Origin of the sequence: Haloarchaeobius caseinilyticus (genome assembly GCF_051207395.1) — an archaeon.
Lineage (GTDB): Archaea > Halobacteriota > Halobacteria > Halobacteriales > Natrialbaceae > Haloarchaeobius.
Genome location: NZ_JBPJZC010000001.1, coordinates 1,030,257 through 1,047,818 on the forward strand (window position 1 = coordinate 1,030,257; position 17,562 = coordinate 1,047,818).

A 17,562-nucleotide genomic window follows, 5' to 3' on the forward strand; every position below is an offset into this window, starting at 1 on the left:
ACTCGCCCTAGGCAGTCGGCCCCCTTTTCGGTATCGGAACGGCTTTCACGTGGGCACAAATTGCAAGAAATATGCACCGAGTCATCGGAGAGCGCGACCTGTCGGAGACACCGTTCTCACCCGACGAGGCCCGCGCACTCTTTCGCGACATGGTTCGCGCGCGTCGCTTCGACGAGCGAGCCCTCGCGCTCCAGCGCCGGGGGTGGATGAGTGGATACCCGCCGTACAAGGGCCAAGAGGCCTCGCAGGTCGGCGCGGCACACGCGATGGCCGCCGAGGACTGGCTGTTCCCGACGTACCGCTCGAACGCGATGCAGATCGCCCGTGACGTCCCGATGAGCGACATCCTGCTGTTCCGGCGCGGCCGCGCCGAGTACGACTCCGGCCACGACGTGCCGGTGTTCCCACAGGCCGTCCCTATCGCGACACAGATTCCCCACGCCGCGGGCGCGGGCATGGCCATCAGCCACGAAGAGGACGACGCCGCCGCACTCTGTTACTTCGGCGACGGCGCGACCAGCGAGGGCGACTTCCACGAGGGACTCAACTTCGCGGGTGTGTTCGACGCCCCGGTCGTCTTCTTCTGTGAGAACAACAACTGGGCAATTTCACTCCCCCGGCGCAAGCAGACCGCCGCGCCATCAATCGCCGCGAAGGCCGAGGCCTACGGCTTCATGGGTGGACAGGTCGACGGGAACGACCCGCTCGCCGTGCGTGAGTTCGTCCAGAGCGCACTCGCCACCGCCAGAGACGGTGAACCGGTCCTCGTCGAGAGTCTGACCTACCGGCAGGGCGCACACACCACGAGCGACGACCCGTCGCGCTACCGCGGCGACGAGGACGACGACCTGCCCGAGTGGCGCACGGCTGACCCGCTGGAGCGCTACGAAGAGTACCTCCGCGAGCAGAACGTCGTCACCGACGAGTACGTCGAGACCATCTACGAAGAGGCAGACGAGGAACTCTCCGAGGCCGTCGAGCGCGCCGAGGCGAAAGAACCCGCCGACCCCGACGAAATCTTCGAGTCGGTGTACGCCGACATGCCGAAGAAACTCGTCGACCAGCGCGAGTGGCTCCGCTCGTTCACCGAGGAGCACGACGTGCAGGAACTGGAGCACTGAGGCTGGCAGCGATATCGAGAAACACGGCGGCCACGCGGTCGAACTGCGACCGCAGGTCGCGTGCGTTGGTTACTTCGACCGGTTTCGGCCTGGCTAGTGGTTTCGGACTGGTTCGTTTCAGACTGACTTTCTTCTGCTGGCTGTGGCTGTTTCGTCCCGTCGCATCGGCTCAGTGGAGCGCGATGTACGTCTTCGTGTCGGCGACGCCATCGAGCCCTTGTAACTTGCTGGCGACGGTGTGCATCACGTCGTACACCTCGTCCGCGTCGACCTCGGTTATGATATCGAAGTTCCCGGCGACGATGTGCGCCTCGCTGACGGACGCGAGACCCCGGATGGAGTCGAGGAGTTCTTCGGACTTTCCTGCGGCGGTCTTCACCATGATGAACGCGTGAACCATCCGAGATGTGGTACTCCCTGACACAGCAAAAAGGTTTGGACGACCACCACCGCCCTCTGGGAGTTTTCGGGTCGGCCGTGGGGCGAAACGTGCTGTATCACCGACAGTCTGTGAGTGTGGTTCAGAAGACACATATCGTCCGAGCGACCACAGAGTGACCGTCTCGATGGCCGAGCAGCGACTCCCGACGGACGCCGACGCTCGTTCCCGCCTGTGGCACGCGGTGAGCAGCCGGTTCGCCGTCGACGCACGAGCGCTCGCCGCCTTGCGGGTCGCACTCGGTTGTCTCCTGCTTCTGGACCTCTCGCTCCGTGCGCAGGACCTGGCCGCGTTCTACACCGACGCAGGCGTCATGCCTCGGGCCGTCCTTCGTGCGCAGTTCCCAGCGTTCGCGAGTATCTCACTTCACACACTCTCCGGGGAACTGTGGTTTCAGGGCTGCCTGTTCGTCGCCGCCGCACTGGCAGCCGTCGCCCTCCTCACCGGGTACCGGACACGGCTCGCCACCGCGGTTTCGCTGGTGTTGCTCATCTCGCTCCACGCACGGAATCCGGTACTGCTCAACGGTGGTGACTCGCTACTGCGGCGACTGCTGTTCTGGTCGCTGTTCCTGCCACTGGGTCGGTACTGGTCGGTCGACGCGCGACGGCGAGCGGCCACAGCCGGTGAAGCGCGAGTACTCGACACATGGGTCGTGAGCGTCGCCACGGCGGGCCTGCTCGTGCAGGTTACCACTGTCTACGTCGTGAACGCGCTGTTCAAGTTCCGTGGGGCGGCGTGGCCGTCGGGCGAGGCGGTCCGCATCGTCATGCAACTCGACGAACTGACGTACCTGCTCGGCGACGTCCTCGCGGGACAGACCCTGCTCCTCACCGCGGCGACGTACGCCTGGCTCGGTGCGGTCGTCCTGTCTCCTCTGCTCATCCTCGCCACCGGCTGGACACGTGCAGGGCTCGCTACCGTCCTCGCAGTGATGCACCTCGGAATGGCGCTGACGCTCCGACTCGGACCGTTCCCACTGGTCTCCTTCGCCGCGTTGCTGGTGTTCCTGCCACCGGGTGTCTGGGACCAGCTTTCGGCGCGCCTGTCGGCGGCGACCGACTCGATTCCTGTCCGGTCTAGCGAGGCCACCGACGGGACGGCCACTGCCGACACGACTGAGACGACTGCATCTCGGCGCGACTGGCGAACCGTTCGTGGCCACGACTGGACCCGAATCGGTTCTGCCTGCCTGGCCTGCCTCGTCCTCTTCATCGTCTTCTGGAACGCGGCGACCCTCGGCTACGTCGATGCGCCCCCAGCCGTCGAATCGACGCTCGACCCCGACGAACACAGTTGGGACATGTTCGCCCCGGAGCCGCGTCAGACCGGTAGCTGGTACGTCGTGTCCGGCCAACTCGAAACTGGAGCGCGAGTGGACGCCCGCCACGGCGGCCCGGTCGACTGGACGCGGCCAGCGGACACCGCGTCGACGTACCCGACCCATCGCTGGCTCGTCTACCTGTCCGACCTCCAGCGACCAGGATACGCAGCCCTCCGTCCCGCGTACGCGGACTACGTCTGTGGCCAGTGGGCGGCCGAACACGACCGTGACCTCGTCTCGGTCAGAGTGACGGTCGTCGACGAGCGAGTCATCCTCGATGGGCCGCACTCGACCCGCCGTGACGACCTCGGTCGCTACCCCTGTCCGGGTGCGAACGCGACAGCACAGCGACAGTGAAGGGTCCATAAATCCGGCGTATCAGCCGGTCGAAGCGGTCAAAGACGCCAGACGGGATGGGGATTCGACCGGGGTAAGTTATTCAAGGGGTGTGAGCGTATGGAGTGATATGCGGTTCGTTATCATAGGCGCTGGTCGAGTCGGTCTCCGCACGGCGCGTGTCCTTCGGGAGGAGGGACACGACGTCACGCTCGTCGAGACCGACGAGCGGAAGGTGAAGCGAGCCCGTGAGCAGGAGTTCACGGTGGTAGAGGGTGACGGTTCGCACGAGGACGTGCTGGATGAAGCGGGCATCACCGACGCCGACGCCCTCGGGGCGTTGACGGGTGACTTAAACACCAACTTCGCGGCGTGTATGATCGCCGACCACCACGGGGCTCGGACTATCATGCGCATCGACGAAGACTATCGCGAAGACATCTACCGGAAGTACGCCGACGCAGTCGACGAGGTGGTCTACCCCGAACGGCTCGGGGCCATCGGTGCGAAGAACGCCCTGCTGGGCGGAGACATCCGCGCTATCGCGGACATCGCCCAGAACCTCCAACTAGTCGAATTGACCGTCGCGGACGACTCACCGATGAGTGGCTACTCCATCGCAGAGGTCGCCCTCCCGAAAGACGCGACCATGATCGCCTTCGGCAAGAAGGACCAGCCGATGGAGATTCCAGACCCCGACGAATCGCTCGAAGCCGGCGACCGCGTCGTCGTCCTCGCGGACTTCGACGTGCTCGGAGACGTGCGCCAGCTCATCGTCGGTGACGCTAGCCGCGCAGCACCCGCAGGAGGACTCTGATATGCCAGTCACAGCGTACATCATGATCAAGGCGAACACGGGCGAGGCGGACAGACTCAGAGACAACGTCGAAGCCATCGACGGCGTCGTCTCCGCGTACATCGTCGCCGGCGACGTGGACATCATCGCCAAGGTCACCGTCGAGACACCGGGCGAAGTCAAAGACATCGCGGCGACCCAGATTCAGGGTATCCGCGGCGTCGAAGACACGCAGACGTACATCGCGATGGACTAGCGACGGAGAATCGAATAGCGGCGACGAATCGAACCGACGAATCCGAACGAATCGAACGACTCGGTCACGGCGCTGGGCCGCGCCCGTGGCGTTCAGTCGCGTTTTCGCTGTTCTGCACTGCGTTTTCGAGGAGCTGTGCTGCTGGCCCATGGTACTCGTAGCCCGGGACAATGCCCTGTGCGTACGTCCCCTCGACGAACTCGACGAGTGCCTTGGCGTCGTCGACACCGTCGCTCGCAGTCCACGAGACGAAGTCGAGTTCGACGATGACGACATCGTTCTCTGTCTCACGAGCCACCGTCGGTTCGTCGTGCGTGCTCGTCGTCGCCACGTCGAACGTGTCTTCGAGGCGGAGTTCGAGGGTCTCGAACCAGCCCGCTTCGACGGCCTCGTGGACCGTCTCCCCGGCGACCGCCGCGTCGAGCGTCGGGAGTCGAACCTCGACGTGGAACGACCCGTCTCGCTCACCGTCGGCTGGTCCGGCCGTCACGACCGCATCGAACACGGTCGTATCGAGTTCGAAGCCGTCGGTACTCGGCGTGAAGGCGTCGTGGCGGTCGAAGGCCCGCGTGACCACGTCTGGCGTATCCGTCATCGGCCGCTGGTAGGAAGTCAGCCCGGAAGGGCGTTGCGCTCTTTCAGCCCGTGTCGGTCGCTCAGTCTTCGACGTGGTCGAGGACGCCGCGGACTGCCATCGCCAACTCGTCGAAGTTCGACAGCGTCAGGCCGTCGGTCGTCACGAACACGCCCTCGCGTTCCGTCGTCACGCGGACGAGGAAACCGTTCTGGAACTTCCGAATCGTGTAGTCGTAGTCGCCGAGTTCGGAGGTCTCGTAGGCTGCTTGCGTGGTCTTGAACTCGCGCCACTCGTGGCCGACGAACGTCGAGAGGTCGGCGTCCTGTTCGAGGTCACTTCGCAAGTACAGTTGCCCGAAGTCGTCGCGTGTGAAGTACGTCACCGACCGGAGACTGTCGCCCACTGTCGTCCGACACGCAGTCACCAGTCTGTCCTCGTCACGTTCGCTCAACAACGTCGCCATGGACACAATCGCCCATCCAGGACCATAAGCGCGGTGTTGCACACGCGGACGATGGGGAATCGAATCGGTTCCGCGACAGTGGATGCAGATGACCTGTCACAAACCGGAATTTTTACTATTGATTAGACTCTGGTATGAAGTGGTTCCTGAGCGTTCGGGGGCCACGGCCAGAGCGGACGTCTGTCATGACCCTGTTCGCGTTGGTCGCTGCGACTACCCTACGCCATGCCCGGGTAGTCGCTTTCGGTGGGTGGCGGTTTCACGACCGCACAACCGATTCTCACGAAGCACTTCGTTCCGACTGAGCGACGCTGCCGACCAGTTCGCGTAGTTTTTTCACCTCACTCGCAGAAGAACCGACAGATGGAAGGCGTTCTCTGGCACTTGCTGGCGAGTTCGCGAGGTGGCCCAACGCGGGTCCGCATCCTCCGCGCACTCGACGCCCGGCCACGGAACGCCAACGAACTGGCGACCGAACTCGACATGGACTACACGACCATCCGCCATCACACGGATATCCTCGTGAAGAACAACGTCCTGCGGCGAACCGACGACGACTACGCCGCAGTCTACCTGTTCACGGACCAGTTACGCTCGAACTGGGACACCGTCGAAGAGATTCTCGCAGTCGTCGACACGGAGGACCCATGAGACACGATTCTGGACGAATTTTGGACAGCACATATACCGGCCGAGATGGAACGGTGAGACGATGACCCTGTGGCTGGAGGCTGCCCGCGTCGCCGCGGGCGTGAACGTGGTCGTCCTGCTCGCGCTCGGGTGGGTCTGGCTAGGGAACTACCGCCGACACGGTGCCCAGCACACGCTCGGCCTGCTCGTCTTCGCCGCGTTCCTCCTCGTCGAGAATTTGCTCTGGCTGTACCTCTACGTCCTCCACCCCGACTTCATCGGCTGGTTCGAAGTCGCGGGCACCGACGTGCAAATCGGTGTCACCATGCTCTGCGGGTTGGAACTGGTCGCACTCGCCTTCCTCGCTCGGCTGACGCTCCAGTGAGCGTCGACCCCTAGACGGCTGCCGATTGTGGACGAATTTTGGACGCAGTTCGGAAAACGCTCTTTCCCGTCCCTCACCTATGGTACCCCATGGCACGCACCCGACGCGCCGTCCTCGCGGCGGCGACGACCTCGCTCGTATTCACTGCTGGCTGTCTCGGCGGCGACGGTGACGGCGATTCGACCGACACCGACACCGAGACCGACAACTCGGACACCACGACCGACGGCGGCGAGATGACGACGACAGCCGGGGAGGGGACGACCACCACCGAGGGCGGCATGTCCGGCGCGACCGTCATGGTCAGCGACCACCCCGAACTCGGAGAAATCCTCGTCGACGGTGAGGGCATGACCCTCTACATGTTCGACAACGACACGAACGGATCGAAGGAGAGCACCTGCTCCGGTGGCTGTCTGGACGCGTGGCCTCCGCTCACCGTCGAGGGCGACGTGACCGGTGACGAAGGCGTCTCGGCTGCGCTCTCGACCTTCGACCGCGGCGGCGGGACGCTGCAGGTCGCCGCTGCCGGCTGGCCGCTGTACTACTTCGCCAGCGACCAGGCCGCCGGCGACGCGAACGGCCAGGGGGTCAACGACGTGTGGTGGGTTCTCCGACCCGACGGGACGCCAGTGAAAGGCGACGAGATGATGACCGAAACCGAAAGTGGCGGTAGCGGCGGGACGCCGACCGAACGAGACTACTGACAGGCCGGTTTCCGAACGCTAGCACCGATACGAAACACTTTCGCCCCAGTAATCTGCCACGATTTGTATGGACGAGTCAGCAATCGAGCAGGAACTCGCAGACATCAAACTGACGTTCGAGAAGGCATGCGAGGGGCAGGATTCGAACCCGCGAACCTCTACAGGAGCGGATCTTAAGTCCGCCGCTTTTGGCCAAGCTCAGCCACCCTCGCGCAGTCAACCGATTGACGACCCCGTTTAAAATCGGTTTCGCTTACGATGCGTCAGCCGGACAGCACGGTCGACTGAACTGCCCGGTTCGATTGTCGGTTCGGCCCGACTGTCGGACAGAACCGAAAAAATCGCTATCCTCGTCGGTCGCCTACCCTCGAACATGGCGTACACACGTCGGTCCGTACTGCTCGCGAGTGCCGCCTCACTCGGTCTCGTTGGAGGTGCCGGCGTCGCTGCCGGCGCGCTGGAAACCGTTCACACCGAGCCGCAGATGGCGACAGGTACCGAGACGCTCCAAACCGCGACCATCGACCCCCACGGAGAGATTCTCGTCGACGGCGACGGGATGACGCTCTACATGTTCACCGGAGACACTCAAGAGAGCGGCGAGAGCACCTGCACCGGAACCTGCGCTGAGAACTGGCCACCGCTGACCGTCGAGGGCGATGTGACGGCTGCGTCGACCGTCACCGCCAGCATCTCGTCGTTCGAGCGTGCCGACGGCACGACGCAGGTCACGGCCAACGGCTGGCCGCTCTATCGCTTCGTCGGTGACGAATCGCCGGGCGACGCGAACGGCCAAGGCATCAACGATGCGTGGTGGGTGGTCTGTCGCTGTGGCAACCCCATCCGGTCGTGAGTAGGAAGTGAGAACGATTTTTCCGAGATGCGTCTCTCCAGTGTTCGAGAATCGCAGAAGAGACGGCCGTCTACCAGTCCACACTCAGCGTTCCATCGCCGTGCGGATTCGGCGCGATTTCCTCGTCGGTTCGGCGGTCGACGATGTGGATGATGCCGGTGCCTTTCTTGGCTGGGCAGGCTTCCGCGGCCTTGAGGTTGTGTTCGAGTTCGTCTTCGTCGAAGAAGTACTCGTTCGGCCGGGCCAGCGCCGTCGTGATGTCCATCTCCCAGTTCGGGGAGACCTCGGCGCACTTGCCCGCCCCGAAGCACTTGTTCGCCTCGAAGATGAGTTTGTACGGCTTCTCGGCGACCGGCGGGGCGTTCCCCTCGCCAATCTCGCTCGGAACGTGGGCGTCGTCGGCGTCGCTCATTGGCGGGAGTTCGGGTAGCGAGGGACTTTCGTGTGTCGGTTGCTGTCGGGACCGGAGACAGCGATGTCACTCTTCGCCTCTGCACAGGAAAATCGGTCCTACTCGGTGAAACGCTTACTCGTCGTGGACTTCGATGGACTCGATGACGACGTCCTTCGTCGGCTTGTCGCGGGCGTCGGTCGGGAGATTGCCGATCTCCTCGACGACGTCCATGCCGTCGATGACCTTGCCGAAGACGGAGTGCTTGCCGTCGAGGTGCGGCGTCGCGTCGAGCGTGATGAAGAACTGGCTGCCGTTCGTGTTCGGGCCGGCGTTCGCCATCGAGAGGACGCCTGCGCCGTCGTGGCCGAGGTCGTCGTGGAACTCGTCGTCGAACTGGTAGCCGGGGCCGCCGCGGCCGGTTCCGGTCGGGTCACCGCCCTGAATCATGAAGCCCTCGATGACGCGGTGGAAGATGACGTCCTCGTACAGCGGCTCACCCTCGATGGTCTCGCCCGACTCCGGGTCACTCCACTGCTTCTCGCCTGTGGCGAGACCGACGAAGTTGTCGACCGTGTTCGGGACGCGCTCGTCGTACAGTTCGACCTCGATGTCGCCGCGGTTCGTGTGAATCGTCGCAGTCAGGTCGCTCATACCACCCCCCACGACCGGGTGGGGGGAAAACGTTGTGCATTGGCGGGGACAGAGATGGCAGACAGTAGACTGATAGCCCCTGTCGCGTCCCGTGGATTCAAGAGTTATCGCTCCGAAACCATCGAGCGAATGACCCGCTCGGCCCGCCATCGGAGAGAGCGCGTGACACTCACCAGACTCCCCTCCGGTGTCGAGGTCACGACGACGGTTCACAGCTACGAGGGGCCAGAAGACGGCCCGACCGTGTACGTCCAGGCGGCCCAGCACGGCCGGGAGATAAACGGCACCGAGGTGTGCCGACGATTGCACGACGAGTTACCCACCACTGAACTCACTGGACAGGTCGTGGTCGTCCCCGTCGCCAACCCGCTCACGTTCGACCGCGTGTCCTACACCACACCAGAAGTCCTCGACTCGGTGAATCCGAACATGAACCGCGTCTGGCCCGGTAACGAAGACGGTTCGCTTCACGAACGTATGGCCGCGGCCCTCTGGGAGTATGCGAGCGACGCCGACGTCATCGTCGACCTCCACACCGGAAGTCCGGACATGCTCACGCACACGGTGTTCATGGAGGGCGACGAGACGGCGCGAGAACTCTCCGAAGCGTTCGGGACCGACCTCTTACTCGCCGAACAGGCCGGCGACGACGCCCCCGAAGCGTGGCACCGCCGGAGCTTCGACGGGAAGTTACGCGTGGCCGCCGCCGACGCAGATATCCCGGCCATCACGCCGGAACTCGCTCACAACAAGCAAATCGTCGAAGTGGCCGTCAACACTGGTGTCCGCGGCGTCCTCAACGTCTGTCGGCACCTCGGTGTCCTCGACGGGCAAGCGATTCCGAGCGGCCAGCCTCGTGTCGCCCGGAACCACCTCGGTCGGGTGAACGCCACCGATTCGGGGCTGTTCCGGCCGAACCCGTCGCTCTCGCTCGGGCAGGAAGTCGCCGCCGGAGACGCCATCGGCACCGTCTACGACCCGACGACCTACCAGACGCTCCAGCGCGCCGAGTTCACGCAGGGCGGCATCCTCTACGCGATTACCCGCGAGGCAACCGTCAACGGCGGCGACCGACTGGCGAGCGTCGCCATCCCGCTGGAGGAATGAGTCGCTGTCGCGTCACGCCGAAATCACGCCGATTCCTCGGCGAACACGAGCAGTCCGTTTCTCTCGGCCGTGACCTGTCCCGTCGCGTAGAGTCGCCCGTGTCCCAGTGACAGCGGTGACTCGATTTTCGTCTCGCTGTGAGACCAGACGACTGTCCCGTCGTCCGGTGAGAACGCCCACAGGCCCTCGCCGCCGACGTAGATTCTGTCACTGCCGATGGCTGGCGCGGCCGTCGCGTTCGTGGACGGTTGCTCCCACACGACAGTCGCGTCGGCGAGGTCGACCGCGACGACACCGCGGAGACCCGCCGTGGTCACGAACGCCGTGCCGTCGCGGACGCTCGGCGGGCCGAGCGGCGTCCCATCCACCACTGAGAGTCGTTGAGTGACCTCACCCGAGGTGGCGTCGAGGACGAGGAGTGTACCGTCTTCGTCCGTACAGACGACGCGGTCGCCGTCGACCGCTGGGGCGTCCCAGCTCGTGAGACCGGACTGTTCCCACACTTGCTCGCCATCGTCGCGGGACAGTGCGAGGGTGGTGTGTGGCCCGTTTCGCCGACGGACCGAGACGTACACCCGGTCGTCGTCCAGCGCGAGGCCTTCGGGACTGGCACCGTCGCCGACGCTCGTTCGCCAGCGAGTCTCTCCGTTCCCGGTGTCGAGGACAGCCACGTCTTCGTCGACTCCCACCACGAGGGCGTTCCCGTCCGTCACGGGATCGGTCCGGAGTGCGGCTGCGTCGAAGGTCTGCTTCTGCCACGGCTTCGACCCGTTGTCCGGGTCGATGCGCAACAGCCCATCGTTCGACTGGACGAACAGGTCCGAACAGCCGAGTGTCAACGTATTCCCGCGACGCGACCCGCCCCTGCGCTTGTGGAACCAGCGTTCGACCTCGCCGCTCGGACTGAAACTACTGATTCGGGGCTGGCTGGTGCCGAAGATGCCGTGTTCGCCGACGACCCAGCCGGCCGGACTAGCGATAGTCGGGTGGGGGGTCGGTTCCGGTGCCGTGGCTGGGCCGGTCACGTCGGCCGCGTACCCAGTGTTAGCCGCGTCGTGTCTGACGCTCGGCCACGGGGGGTCACGCTGGCAGTCGAGGTCAGCAACCGTCGTCTGCGTCGGCGAGTCGGCGGGTTCGTCGTCGGTGGTCGCGCCGCAGCCGGCGAGAAACGTCGCACAGCCGGCGAGAAACGTACGTCTATCGGTGACGAGGGAGTTCGATAGCATCGGTGGAGGGCAGTCGTAATTCGTTCTGTGAATCGACACGACAAAAAGACTACCGTCGGTCGAGAGAGGCCGTCGCTGTGGCGATTTCCGGGGAACTTGCCGCTGAAACGGTGTGTGCGACTCAGACGCGGCCGGGCAGCAAGTCGGCGACGCTTGCCTTCTTCACGTCACCGTCTTTGAGGACGACGACGTCCATGTTCGCGTCGTAGTCGTACAGCAGTTCACGGCAGACCCCACAGGCGGGTGTCACCGCTGGGGCGTTCTCGGGGTCGTTCTCCGGGTAGTACACCGCGGCGGAGAGGTCGAACTTCGTGTGCCCGTCTTTCAGGGCGTTCGCGATAGTGACCGCCTCGCAGTGGATACCGGCGTTCTCGATGCGCGAGTTGACGTTGATCGCCGTGTACATCTCACCGGATTCGGTCCTGAGTGCGGAGGCCACGTCGTGGCGCTCCGGGTGATAGTGTTCTTTGAGGCAATCTTCGGCTTCGCGGATGAGGTCGTAGTCCGCAGCATACAGCGAACGTGCGTCCATGCCCATCCTTAGACAACCGCCGTTAAAAAGATACGAGGAGCGCGTCAGAAGGCCCGCATTTCGTCGAGAACCGCCGCAGCGTCGCCTGAATCGATGGTTTCGCGGGCGAGTTCGAGGCCAGCGTCGAGATTTTCCACGTCGTCACGGGCGTAAATCCGAAGTGCCGCGTTGAGTGCGATGGCGTCTGCGAACTGGTCGTCGCGCTCGCCAGCGAGCACTTCTTCGGTGATGGTTGCGGAGTCGCCGGCCACGTCGTCGACCGCGAGGTCTTCGGACTCGAAGTCCATGCCGAACTCTGCCGTCTCGATTTCGTAGTCCGACAGCTCTCCACCAGTCCATTCAGCGACCTTCGTGTAGCCGGGCCGGATGTCGTCGTAGCCTTCCATTCCCTGGAACATCACGACCTTGCCCACGTCCATCTGCTCGCTCGCGGCGAAGGTGTCACACACCTTCTTCGCGAACGCGAGGTGGTAGAACGAACCGAGGTGCACGTCGGCGTTGGCCGGGTTCGCCAGCGTCTCGATGGTGTTGACGAACGTTCGGACGCCCATCTGGTCGCGGCGGTCGAACAAAGCGTCGATGCCGGGGTTGAACGCGGGCTGGTAGTAGAAGCCGAAGCCGGTCTCGTCGACCATGTCGGCCGATTCCTGTACCGAGAGTTCGGTCCGAACGCCGAGTTCGTCCAGTACGTGCTTGTACGCGTCCTGTTTCTGCGTCGGCACGCGGTCGCCCGAGTGGACGACGATGGGCGTCCCGGCGGCGGCCGCGACGACGCCTGCACCGACGCCGAAGATGGCGCTTCTGCCCTTGCCGTCGTAGTTCGCACCACAGTCGACCGGGTCGCAGTCCGGTTCGGCCGTCACGACCGACTCCTCGCGCATCACGTCGGTGTACGCCGCGAGTTCATCCGGGTTGTTGCGCTTCCAGCGGTTCGCCAGCCAGAACGCGCCGAGCGTCGTGTGGTCGGGTTCCCCACCGAGGATTCGCTGGAACGCCTCGCGGGCCTGTGCCCGGGTCAGGTCGTCAGCGGATTTGTGACCGGAGCCACAGACCTCTGTCATCAGCCGTTTCAGCGGCCACTCGCCGTAGTCCTGTGTCGCCTTCGCCATGTGCGGGCGTTGGGAACGTCGGTGCAAAAGTCGCCCGGTCCGTCCGCACCGAGTCCATGGCGGTCCTCGTCACTCTGTGGTGTCGACACATTCGACGCCCGCGTCGGTCACCCGAACCCGAACCTCGTCGCCGTCGAGCGAGAATGCGACCGTCGACGACGACGGGTCGCCCGATGAGTCGACAGTCTCGGCGGCCGCGAGCGCGGTCACCAGTTCGTCGAACCCGTCTCGCGGGTTCGCACCGTGGGCAGCCAGAAACGCAGTCGCATCCGGCTGGACGAGTGCAGCCGCTGGGGCCGACAGCCGGAACAGGACGCCACAGGCGCGACAGGTGCCGGCGAAGCCATGGCTGGCCCAGCCAGTCTCGTCGTCCGTCGCACGCAAGGTGCAGTCGACTGGCCCATCGCAGAACGCACAGACACCAGCGAGTGCCGCTTCCGCGTCCTGCACCAGTCCGAGAGCAGCCACGTCGAGCATCTCGCCGAGGTCACGGTCGGTCGCCGCCGCGGGCGGGAGGAAGTTCTGCGGGACGACGTGCCCGGCGGGACAGGACACCGTAATCACGCAGTCCTCGTACGTCGCCGCCATCGGGTCGTCACAGATGGGGCAGGCCGTGTCGAGGTCGACCGGTCCGACCGACTCGTGCGGGGCGTAGGTGCCGGCGGCGAGGCGGCCGTAGGCCATCATCCCGAGGTACGTGAGTCGGTAGCCGTCGTCGACGTGCTCGACGAAGCGGTCGCACAGCTTCTGGAGGTGGTAGTTGAAGTTCCCCGCGTCTCGGCGACTGACGCGCTTTCTGAGTTCGGCGAACGGGAGTGCCCGAGAGTCGCGGTTGTCGCGCTGGTGTGCTGAGAGCGTTCGCAAGATGGCGAAGCGAGTGTCCTCGGCGAGCAGGTCGAGACCGGTAGTCGGGTCGTCGTCTGCGACCGGGACTGAGTGGGCGGTCGAGTCGTCGGCAGCCGAACCGTCACCGGTCGGCCCATCGTCGGACGAGTCGCCGTGAGTCACGTGTCACGTTCGTGAGCGGGAGGACAAATACGTTGGAGTGGCGTGAGACTACACTGTGACAGAAATTTTATAGTACCGTGGTATCGGAATCACCTATCACGGCTCCGACTCGTCATCTATCTATGCCGTCTTTGAACGGACTGCTTCGTGATTCCGCGACGAACCGCGTCCGCGCTGGCTGGCGACTCCTGCTCGGGGTGAGCGTCGGCCTGCCAGCCGTCCTCGTCTGCTCCTCGCTGGCGAACGCAGCCCTCCCCCTCCCGTTTTCGGTCACTGCGGCCAACGCCGCGGCGACAGTCGTCGTCCTCGCGCTCCTCGCCGGGCTGACGCGTCTCGACGGGCGCTCGCTCGCCGCGTACCGACTGGTCCGTGACCGTGGCTGGCGCGGCGACCTGCTCGTTGGCTTCGCCGTCGGTGCACTCGTCCACGTGCTCGCGCTCGCCGTCCTGCTGGCACTCGGCTGGGGACGAATCGATGGCTGGTTCGTCCCGGGCGATGGCTCGATTGCGGTCGGCTTCGTCGCCTTCGTGGCGGCGTTCTGTCTCGTCGGCGTCTGGGAAGAGGGGTACTTTCGCGGCTTCCTGCTGACCACGCTGACCGACCTCCTCCCCGTCTCTGAGCGGGCAGCGGTCTGGGCGGCAGTCGGAGCGAGTGGGACTGTGTTCGGACTGCTCCACTACGCACAGGCCGGAACCGGCCTCGCACTTCTGTTCTGGGTCGAGATGGGACTCGTCCTCGGGGCGCTGGTCGTCCTGACGGGGCGACTCTGGCTCGCCATCGGTCTGCACGCCGGCATCGACGTGTTCGCCAACGTCGGTATCTGGCGCTACGGCGAGACGCCCCTGCCGGTCGTCGTCGACGTGGCGGTCGATGGACCGACGTGGGCGACGGGCGTCGCGGGTGGTGTGAACGTCGCAGTCGGCAGCCTCTGCTCGATAGCGCTCCTGTGGTGGGCGAGCACGCGCAGACTGGCAGGCCGGGACGACTCGGGGAGTGTCGAGCACGATGGGCCGGCGACTGCTGACTGAAGCGCCGACTCCCGGCCGCACCGACCGCGACCCCAGACCCTACCAGTGTCGCGCTCGTCCGGACAGATATGGTCGACAAAGAACTCGGTCAGGCAGTCATCGTCTACGAAGACCCGGACGGCGAGACCGTCGAGAAGACGGTCGACAACGAGCACATCGCCTACTTTCAGGACCACTGGATTCTGAAGACCGGCGAGGACGACGACGGCCGAGACCTCGTGCGACGCATCCCGATTCAGCGCGTCCACTACGTCGAGCGCTCGGTCGAGAAGTTCGAAAACGAGGTGAATACGGTGCGGAATCAGGTGCAGTCGGTCGCCGACGACCTGCGCTCTAAGTTCCTCGGCAGCGACGAGGAGGCGGAGAGTTCGTCCCAAGAAGAGGCCATCCGCATCGACGTGACCGACGATTCCGACGACGACAGCACTCGCACCTGAACGGGAACTCCGACTCTTCGTATGCCCGAAATCGGCTGTACCACACAGTCCCGGCGCTTAGCAGACCAGTAACAAGGTACGTCACTGGCGTCGGTTCGAGTGAATGGGTTCGAACCGAACACGCCGTCGGTTTCTCGAACTGGTCGGTGCCGGGGCGGCAGTCGGCCTCGCCGGCTGTACCGGCGAGCAGTCGACCGGTGCCGCGACCGGAACCACAGTCACCGAGTCGGAAACCGAGACCGCGACCGACACGGCGACCACGACCGAGACCGAGACGACCGACGAGACCACTAGCGAACCCGAGGACCCGACGATGAGTACCGTCTTTCACTTCGCCAAGCCGCCGGAAGAACAGAATCACGCCGTCGCCAACGTCGCCAACCTGCTGGCCGACGAGTCGACGGACGTCGAAGAAGTCGTCCTCGTCGCCAACGGGAAGGGTATCTACCTCCTGACCGAGGGAGAGTCGAACCAGGCCGAGAAGGTGCGCGAACTCATCTCGAAGGGCGTCTCCTTCCGCGTCTGTGAGAACTCGATGGAGGCACTGGACGTGTCCGAGAGCGACCTCATCGCGGGCGTCGAGACCGTTCCTGCGGGCGTCGGTGAACTCACCAAACTACAGGCCAGAGACGGCTACGCCTACATCGAGACACCGTAGCCGCAGCTGCTTTCGTCCGGTGCGGCCTCGCCACGTCCGCTCGTCCCCATCCACGAGTCGAAACACGTACCTACCACTTCTCCCTAGACCGGGGCAATGAGCACTCCGTCCGGCGACTGGCGAAGCGACCTCGACGACGTCGACGCCCGACTCGTCGACGGCTACCAGTCCGGGTTTCCGGTCGAAGCGCGCCCCTTCAGCGCCGTAGGCGACGACCTCGGTGTCTCGGAAGCCGAAGCGTTCGAGCGCGTGCAGGCACTCCGCGATCGTGGCGTCTTCCGGCGCTTCGGTGCGGTGTTGAACCCGCCGGTCATCGGGTCGTCGACGCTCGCCGCGGTGAAGGCTCCCGAAGACCGCTTCGAGGAGATAGCCGCGGTCATCAACGGCTACCAGCAGGTGAACCACAACTACCGCCGCCAACACGAGTGGAACATGTGGTTCGTCGTGACCGCTGGCTCGCGCGAGACCCGCGACCGCATCCTCACGGAAATCGAGGAACGGACCGGCTGTGTCGTGTTGAACCTCCCGATGCTGACTGACTTCTACATCAATCTGGAGTTCCCCGTCGTGAACGCCGACAGATTCGCTCGTGAGTCACTGGACTCGACCGAGGTGTCGGCGACGCGCATCTCCGAGACGGCTGCTGGCGACCTCACTGCGTTCGAGGCCGACCTGTTGCTGGCGATTCAGACGGGTTTTCCGCTGTCGAAGACGCCGTATGCTGACCTCGCGGCCGAGCTCGACGCAGAAACAGACGACGTGTTGGCGGCCATCGACCGCCTGCGCGAGAACGGCTGCATCAAACGCGTCGGCTGCGTCGTCAACCACGTCGTCACCGGCTTTTCGAACAACTGTATGGTCGTCTGGGACGTGCCCGACGACGAACTCGACGAGCGCGGACTGGCCGTCGGCGAACTCCCGTACGTCACGCTGTGTTACCACCGGCCGCGTCGGCCCGAGCAGGACTGGCCGTACAACCTCTTCACGATGATTCACGGCCGCGAGGCCGAGGCGGTCGACGCGAAGGTGGACGAACTCGCGAGCGAACACCTCCCGTTCGACCACGAGCGACTCTACTCGACGGCGACGCTGAAACAGACGGGCGCGCAGTACGAAGACCTGCTGTCGTAGGACTGCTCTCGCGAGATTCCTCTCGCAGGGTTACTGTCGCAGCATTGTTGTCGCAGAGTTCGTGTCGTGCGCCGTGTTCGAAATCGAGACTGCGAGAAGACGGTGTGTGTACGGACCGCGTTACTTCCGGCCGATGACGAAGACCATCGGGCCGACCACGAGGAGTGCGACGCCGATGCTCGTGAACATCAGGGGAGCGAGCGTGGAGGGAGTGAGTACGAGCAACGCGCCGAACAGCGTGAGGTTGATGCCGAGAACCTTCATCGACTGGAGCACGAGCGCCGCGACAGACGCGAGAGCGAGTCCGGCGAGAAGCGCGTGCCCGACGTTGTAACTCAGCAAGAAGTTGTCTATCACTTGCAGTGGGAGCGCGTTCATCCTTGAGTGATACTCC

At 64.5% G+C, this 17,562-nt stretch carries 23 protein-coding genes and 1 tRNA gene; 13 read left to right on the forward strand and 11 right to left on the reverse strand.

All coding sequences use genetic code 11. From position 1 onward, the window contains the following. Positions 1–71: 71 nt before the first annotated feature. The gene (locus ACSC1P_RS05445; RefSeq protein ID WP_435359116.1) at positions 72–1,121 is read left to right on the forward strand and encodes a thiamine pyrophosphate-dependent dehydrogenase E1 component subunit alpha; all 1,050 of its coding nucleotides are present in this window, start codon (positions 72–74) and stop codon (positions 1,119–1,121) included. 169 nt (positions 1,122–1,290) lie between these two features. Here the strand turns inward: ACSC1P_RS05445 and ACSC1P_RS05450 are convergent, their stop codons facing one another. Then, on the reverse strand, positions 1,291–1,521 hold the full coding sequence (locus ACSC1P_RS05450; protein WP_435359117.1) for an Lrp/AsnC family transcriptional regulator: 231 nt from the start codon (positions 1,519–1,521) through the stop codon (positions 1,291–1,293). A 166-nt stretch (positions 1,522–1,687) separates the two neighbouring features. Between ACSC1P_RS05450 and ACSC1P_RS05455 the strand changes: the two genes are divergently transcribed. The 3 genes from ACSC1P_RS05455 to ACSC1P_RS05465 all read left to right on the forward strand — a co-directional run bounded on the left by ACSC1P_RS05455 (position 1,688) and on the right by ACSC1P_RS05465 (position 4,272). Then, entirely contained in the window at positions 1,688–3,241 is a 1,554-nt protein-coding gene (locus ACSC1P_RS05455; protein ID WP_435359118.1) for an HTTM domain-containing protein, read from the forward strand. 109 nt (positions 3,242–3,350) lie between these two features. Beyond that, positions 3,351–4,037 carry a potassium channel family protein gene (locus ACSC1P_RS05460; protein WP_435359119.1) on the forward strand — a complete coding sequence of 229 codons (687 nt, stop codon included), beginning with the start codon at positions 3,351–3,353 and terminating at the stop codon, positions 4,035–4,037. Position 4,038: 1 nt separating this feature from the next. Further along, complete coding sequence (locus tag ACSC1P_RS05465) at positions 4,039–4,272, forward strand: Lrp/AsnC family transcriptional regulator (protein WP_435359120.1); 234 nt, start codon at positions 4,039–4,041, stop codon at positions 4,270–4,272. A gap of 64 nt (positions 4,273–4,336) precedes the next feature. Here the strand turns inward: ACSC1P_RS05465 and ACSC1P_RS05470 are convergent, their stop codons facing one another. Together ACSC1P_RS05470 and ACSC1P_RS05475 are read right to left on the reverse strand one after the other, a co-directional pair. Continuing rightward, complete coding sequence (locus ACSC1P_RS05470; RefSeq protein ID WP_435359121.1) at positions 4,337–4,867, reverse strand: DUF5813 family protein; 531 nt, start codon at positions 4,865–4,867, stop codon at positions 4,337–4,339. Between the two features lie 61 nt (positions 4,868–4,928). Next, entirely contained in the window at positions 4,929–5,312 is a 384-nt protein-coding gene (locus ACSC1P_RS05475) for a DUF7522 family protein (RefSeq protein ID WP_435359122.1), read from the reverse strand. A gap of 363 nt (positions 5,313–5,675) precedes the next feature. Here ACSC1P_RS05475 and ACSC1P_RS05480 point away from each other — a divergent pair, with 363 nt between their 5' ends. The 3 genes from ACSC1P_RS05480 (at position 5,676) to ACSC1P_RS05490 (ending at position 7,034) form a co-directional block, all read left to right on the forward strand. Then, positions 5,676–5,963, forward strand: a complete 288-nt coding sequence (locus ACSC1P_RS05480) for an ArsR/SmtB family transcription factor (protein WP_435359123.1) — start codon at positions 5,676–5,678, stop codon at positions 5,961–5,963. 61 nt (positions 5,964–6,024) lie between these two features. Further along, a complete protein-coding gene (locus ACSC1P_RS05485; RefSeq protein ID WP_435359124.1) occupies positions 6,025–6,327 on the forward strand; it encodes a DUF8036 family membrane protein in 303 nt (100 codons plus the stop codon). An 89-nt stretch (positions 6,328–6,416) separates the two neighbouring features. Further along, positions 6,417–7,034 (forward strand): COG4315 family predicted lipoprotein, encoded by a 618-nt coding sequence (locus ACSC1P_RS05490; protein WP_435359125.1) that lies wholly within the window; start codon positions 6,417–6,419, stop codon positions 7,032–7,034. Between the two features lie 127 nt (positions 7,035–7,161). On the opposite strand, the gene ACSC1P_RS05495 is transcribed toward ACSC1P_RS05490, so the two are convergent. After that, a tRNA-Leu gene (locus ACSC1P_RS05495) sits at positions 7,162–7,246 on the reverse strand. A gap of 161 nt (positions 7,247–7,407) precedes the next feature. Between ACSC1P_RS05495 and ACSC1P_RS05500 the strand changes: the two genes are divergently transcribed. Beyond that, positions 7,408–7,887, forward strand: coding sequence for a COG4315 family predicted lipoprotein (locus tag ACSC1P_RS05500; protein WP_435359126.1), 480 nt, complete (start codon positions 7,408–7,410; stop codon positions 7,885–7,887). 70 nt (positions 7,888–7,957) lie between these two features. Here ACSC1P_RS05500 and ACSC1P_RS05505 read toward each other — a convergent pair whose 3' ends face one another. Beyond that, a complete protein-coding gene (locus ACSC1P_RS05505; RefSeq protein ID WP_435359127.1) occupies positions 7,958–8,299 on the reverse strand; it encodes a ferredoxin in 342 nt (113 codons plus the stop codon). A gap of 114 nt (positions 8,300–8,413) precedes the next feature. Beyond that, entirely contained in the window at positions 8,414–8,932 is a 519-nt protein-coding gene (locus ACSC1P_RS05510) for a peptidylprolyl isomerase (protein ID WP_435359128.1), read from the reverse strand. 129 nt (positions 8,933–9,061) lie between these two features. Between ACSC1P_RS05510 and ACSC1P_RS05515 the strand changes: the two genes are divergently transcribed. Then, positions 9,062–10,039 carry a succinylglutamate desuccinylase/aspartoacylase family protein gene (locus tag ACSC1P_RS05515; RefSeq protein WP_435360261.1) on the forward strand — a complete coding sequence of 326 codons (978 nt, stop codon included), beginning with the start codon at positions 9,062–9,064 and terminating at the stop codon, positions 10,037–10,039. A 23-nt stretch (positions 10,040–10,062) separates the two neighbouring features. Here ACSC1P_RS05515 and ACSC1P_RS05520 read toward each other — a convergent pair whose 3' ends face one another. The 4 genes from ACSC1P_RS05520 to ACSC1P_RS05535 all read right to left on the reverse strand — a co-directional run bounded on the left by ACSC1P_RS05520 (position 10,063) and on the right by ACSC1P_RS05535 (position 13,914). Then, positions 10,063–11,265 carry an outer membrane protein assembly factor BamB family protein gene (locus ACSC1P_RS05520; RefSeq protein ID WP_435359129.1) on the reverse strand — a complete coding sequence of 401 codons (1,203 nt, stop codon included), beginning with the start codon at positions 11,263–11,265 and terminating at the stop codon, positions 10,063–10,065. A gap of 121 nt (positions 11,266–11,386) precedes the next feature. Beyond that, on the reverse strand, positions 11,387–11,797 hold the full coding sequence (locus ACSC1P_RS05525; RefSeq protein ID WP_435359130.1) for a cytidine/deoxycytidylate deaminase family protein: 411 nt from the start codon (positions 11,795–11,797) through the stop codon (positions 11,387–11,389). Between the two features lie 44 nt (positions 11,798–11,841). Further along, positions 11,842–12,906, reverse strand: coding sequence for an anthranilate phosphoribosyltransferase (locus tag ACSC1P_RS05530; RefSeq protein ID WP_435359131.1), 1,065 nt, complete (start codon positions 12,904–12,906; stop codon positions 11,842–11,844). Between the two features lie 69 nt (positions 12,907–12,975). Beyond that, the gene (locus ACSC1P_RS05535; RefSeq protein ID WP_435359132.1) at positions 12,976–13,914 is read right to left on the reverse strand and encodes a DUF7351 domain-containing protein; all 939 of its coding nucleotides are present in this window, start codon (positions 13,912–13,914) and stop codon (positions 12,976–12,978) included. 122 nt (positions 13,915–14,036) lie between these two features. On the opposite strand from ACSC1P_RS05535, the gene ACSC1P_RS05540 reads away from it, so the two are divergent. The 4 genes from ACSC1P_RS05540 (at position 14,037) to ahbB (ending at position 17,168) form a co-directional block, all read left to right on the forward strand. Further along, on the forward strand, positions 14,037–14,942 hold the full coding sequence (locus ACSC1P_RS05540; RefSeq protein ID WP_435359133.1) for a CPBP family intramembrane glutamic endopeptidase: 906 nt from the start codon (positions 14,037–14,039) through the stop codon (positions 14,940–14,942). A 68-nt stretch (positions 14,943–15,010) separates the two neighbouring features. After that, a complete protein-coding gene (locus ACSC1P_RS05545; RefSeq protein WP_435359134.1) occupies positions 15,011–15,379 on the forward strand; it encodes a hypothetical protein in 369 nt (122 codons plus the stop codon). 103 nt (positions 15,380–15,482) lie between these two features. Continuing rightward, positions 15,483–16,037, forward strand: a complete 555-nt coding sequence (locus ACSC1P_RS05550; protein WP_435359135.1) for a DsrE family protein — start codon at positions 15,483–15,485, stop codon at positions 16,035–16,037. Positions 16,038–16,133: 96 nt separating this feature from the next. Further along, on the forward strand, positions 16,134–17,168 hold the full coding sequence (ahbB, locus tag ACSC1P_RS05555) for a siroheme decarboxylase subunit beta (RefSeq protein WP_435359136.1): 1,035 nt from the start codon (positions 16,134–16,136) through the stop codon (positions 17,166–17,168). Between the two features lie 120 nt (positions 17,169–17,288). Here the strand turns inward: ahbB and ACSC1P_RS05560 are convergent, their stop codons facing one another. Further along, positions 17,289–17,546, reverse strand: coding sequence for a DUF8006 family protein (locus ACSC1P_RS05560; protein ID WP_435359137.1), 258 nt, complete (start codon positions 17,544–17,546; stop codon positions 17,289–17,291). Positions 17,547–17,562 lie beyond the last annotated feature (16 nt).

What these genes read in the sequence shown, in the direction of transcription:
- ACSC1P_RS05445 (WP_435359116.1), top strand. Translation starts at nt 72, where the DNA reads ATGCACCGAGTCATCGGAGAGCGCGACCTGTCGGAGACACCGTTCTCA.
- ACSC1P_RS05450 (WP_435359117.1), bottom strand. Translation starts at nt 1,521, where the DNA reads ATGGTTCACGCGTTCATCATGGTGAAGACCGCCGCAGGAAAGTCCGAA.
- ACSC1P_RS05455 (WP_435359118.1), top strand. Translation starts at nt 1,688, where the DNA reads ATGGCCGAGCAGCGACTCCCGACGGACGCCGACGCTCGTTCCCGCCTG.
- ACSC1P_RS05460 (WP_435359119.1), top strand. Translation starts at nt 3,351, where the DNA reads ATGCGGTTCGTTATCATAGGCGCTGGTCGAGTCGGTCTCCGCACGGCG.
- ACSC1P_RS05465 (WP_435359120.1), top strand. Translation starts at nt 4,039, where the DNA reads ATGCCAGTCACAGCGTACATCATGATCAAGGCGAACACGGGCGAGGCG.
- ACSC1P_RS05470 (WP_435359121.1), bottom strand. Translation starts at nt 4,867, where the DNA reads ATGACGGATACGCCAGACGTGGTCACGCGGGCCTTCGACCGCCACGAC.
- ACSC1P_RS05475 (WP_435359122.1), bottom strand. Translation starts at nt 5,312, where the DNA reads ATGGCGACGTTGTTGAGCGAACGTGACGAGGACAGACTGGTGACTGCG.
- ACSC1P_RS05480 (WP_435359123.1), top strand. Translation starts at nt 5,676, where the DNA reads ATGGAAGGCGTTCTCTGGCACTTGCTGGCGAGTTCGCGAGGTGGCCCA.
- ACSC1P_RS05485 (WP_435359124.1), top strand. Translation starts at nt 6,025, where the DNA reads ATGACCCTGTGGCTGGAGGCTGCCCGCGTCGCCGCGGGCGTGAACGTG.
- ACSC1P_RS05490 (WP_435359125.1), top strand. Translation starts at nt 6,417, where the DNA reads ATGGCACGCACCCGACGCGCCGTCCTCGCGGCGGCGACGACCTCGCTC.
- ACSC1P_RS05500 (WP_435359126.1), top strand. Translation starts at nt 7,408, where the DNA reads ATGGCGTACACACGTCGGTCCGTACTGCTCGCGAGTGCCGCCTCACTC.
- ACSC1P_RS05505 (WP_435359127.1), bottom strand. Translation starts at nt 8,299, where the DNA reads ATGAGCGACGCCGACGACGCCCACGTTCCGAGCGAGATTGGCGAGGGG.
- ACSC1P_RS05510 (WP_435359128.1), bottom strand. Translation starts at nt 8,932, where the DNA reads ATGAGCGACCTGACTGCGACGATTCACACGAACCGCGGCGACATCGAG.
- ACSC1P_RS05515 (WP_435360261.1), top strand. Translation starts at nt 9,062, where the DNA reads ATGACCCGCTCGGCCCGCCATCGGAGAGAGCGCGTGACACTCACCAGA.
- ACSC1P_RS05520 (WP_435359129.1), bottom strand. Translation starts at nt 11,265, where the DNA reads ATGCTATCGAACTCCCTCGTCACCGATAGACGTACGTTTCTCGCCGGC.
- ACSC1P_RS05525 (WP_435359130.1), bottom strand. Translation starts at nt 11,797, where the DNA reads ATGGACGCACGTTCGCTGTATGCTGCGGACTACGACCTCATCCGCGAA.
- ACSC1P_RS05530 (WP_435359131.1), bottom strand. Translation starts at nt 12,906, where the DNA reads ATGGCGAAGGCGACACAGGACTACGGCGAGTGGCCGCTGAAACGGCTG.
- ACSC1P_RS05540 (WP_435359133.1), top strand. Translation starts at nt 14,037, where the DNA reads ATGCCGTCTTTGAACGGACTGCTTCGTGATTCCGCGACGAACCGCGTC.
- ACSC1P_RS05545 (WP_435359134.1), top strand. Translation starts at nt 15,011, where the DNA reads ATGGTCGACAAAGAACTCGGTCAGGCAGTCATCGTCTACGAAGACCCG.
- ACSC1P_RS05550 (WP_435359135.1), top strand. Translation starts at nt 15,483, where the DNA reads ATGGGTTCGAACCGAACACGCCGTCGGTTTCTCGAACTGGTCGGTGCC.
- ahbB (WP_435359136.1), top strand. Translation starts at nt 16,134, where the DNA reads ATGAGCACTCCGTCCGGCGACTGGCGAAGCGACCTCGACGACGTCGAC.
- ACSC1P_RS05560 (WP_435359137.1), bottom strand. Translation starts at nt 17,546, where the DNA reads ATGAACGCGCTCCCACTGCAAGTGATAGACAACTTCTTGCTGAGTTAC.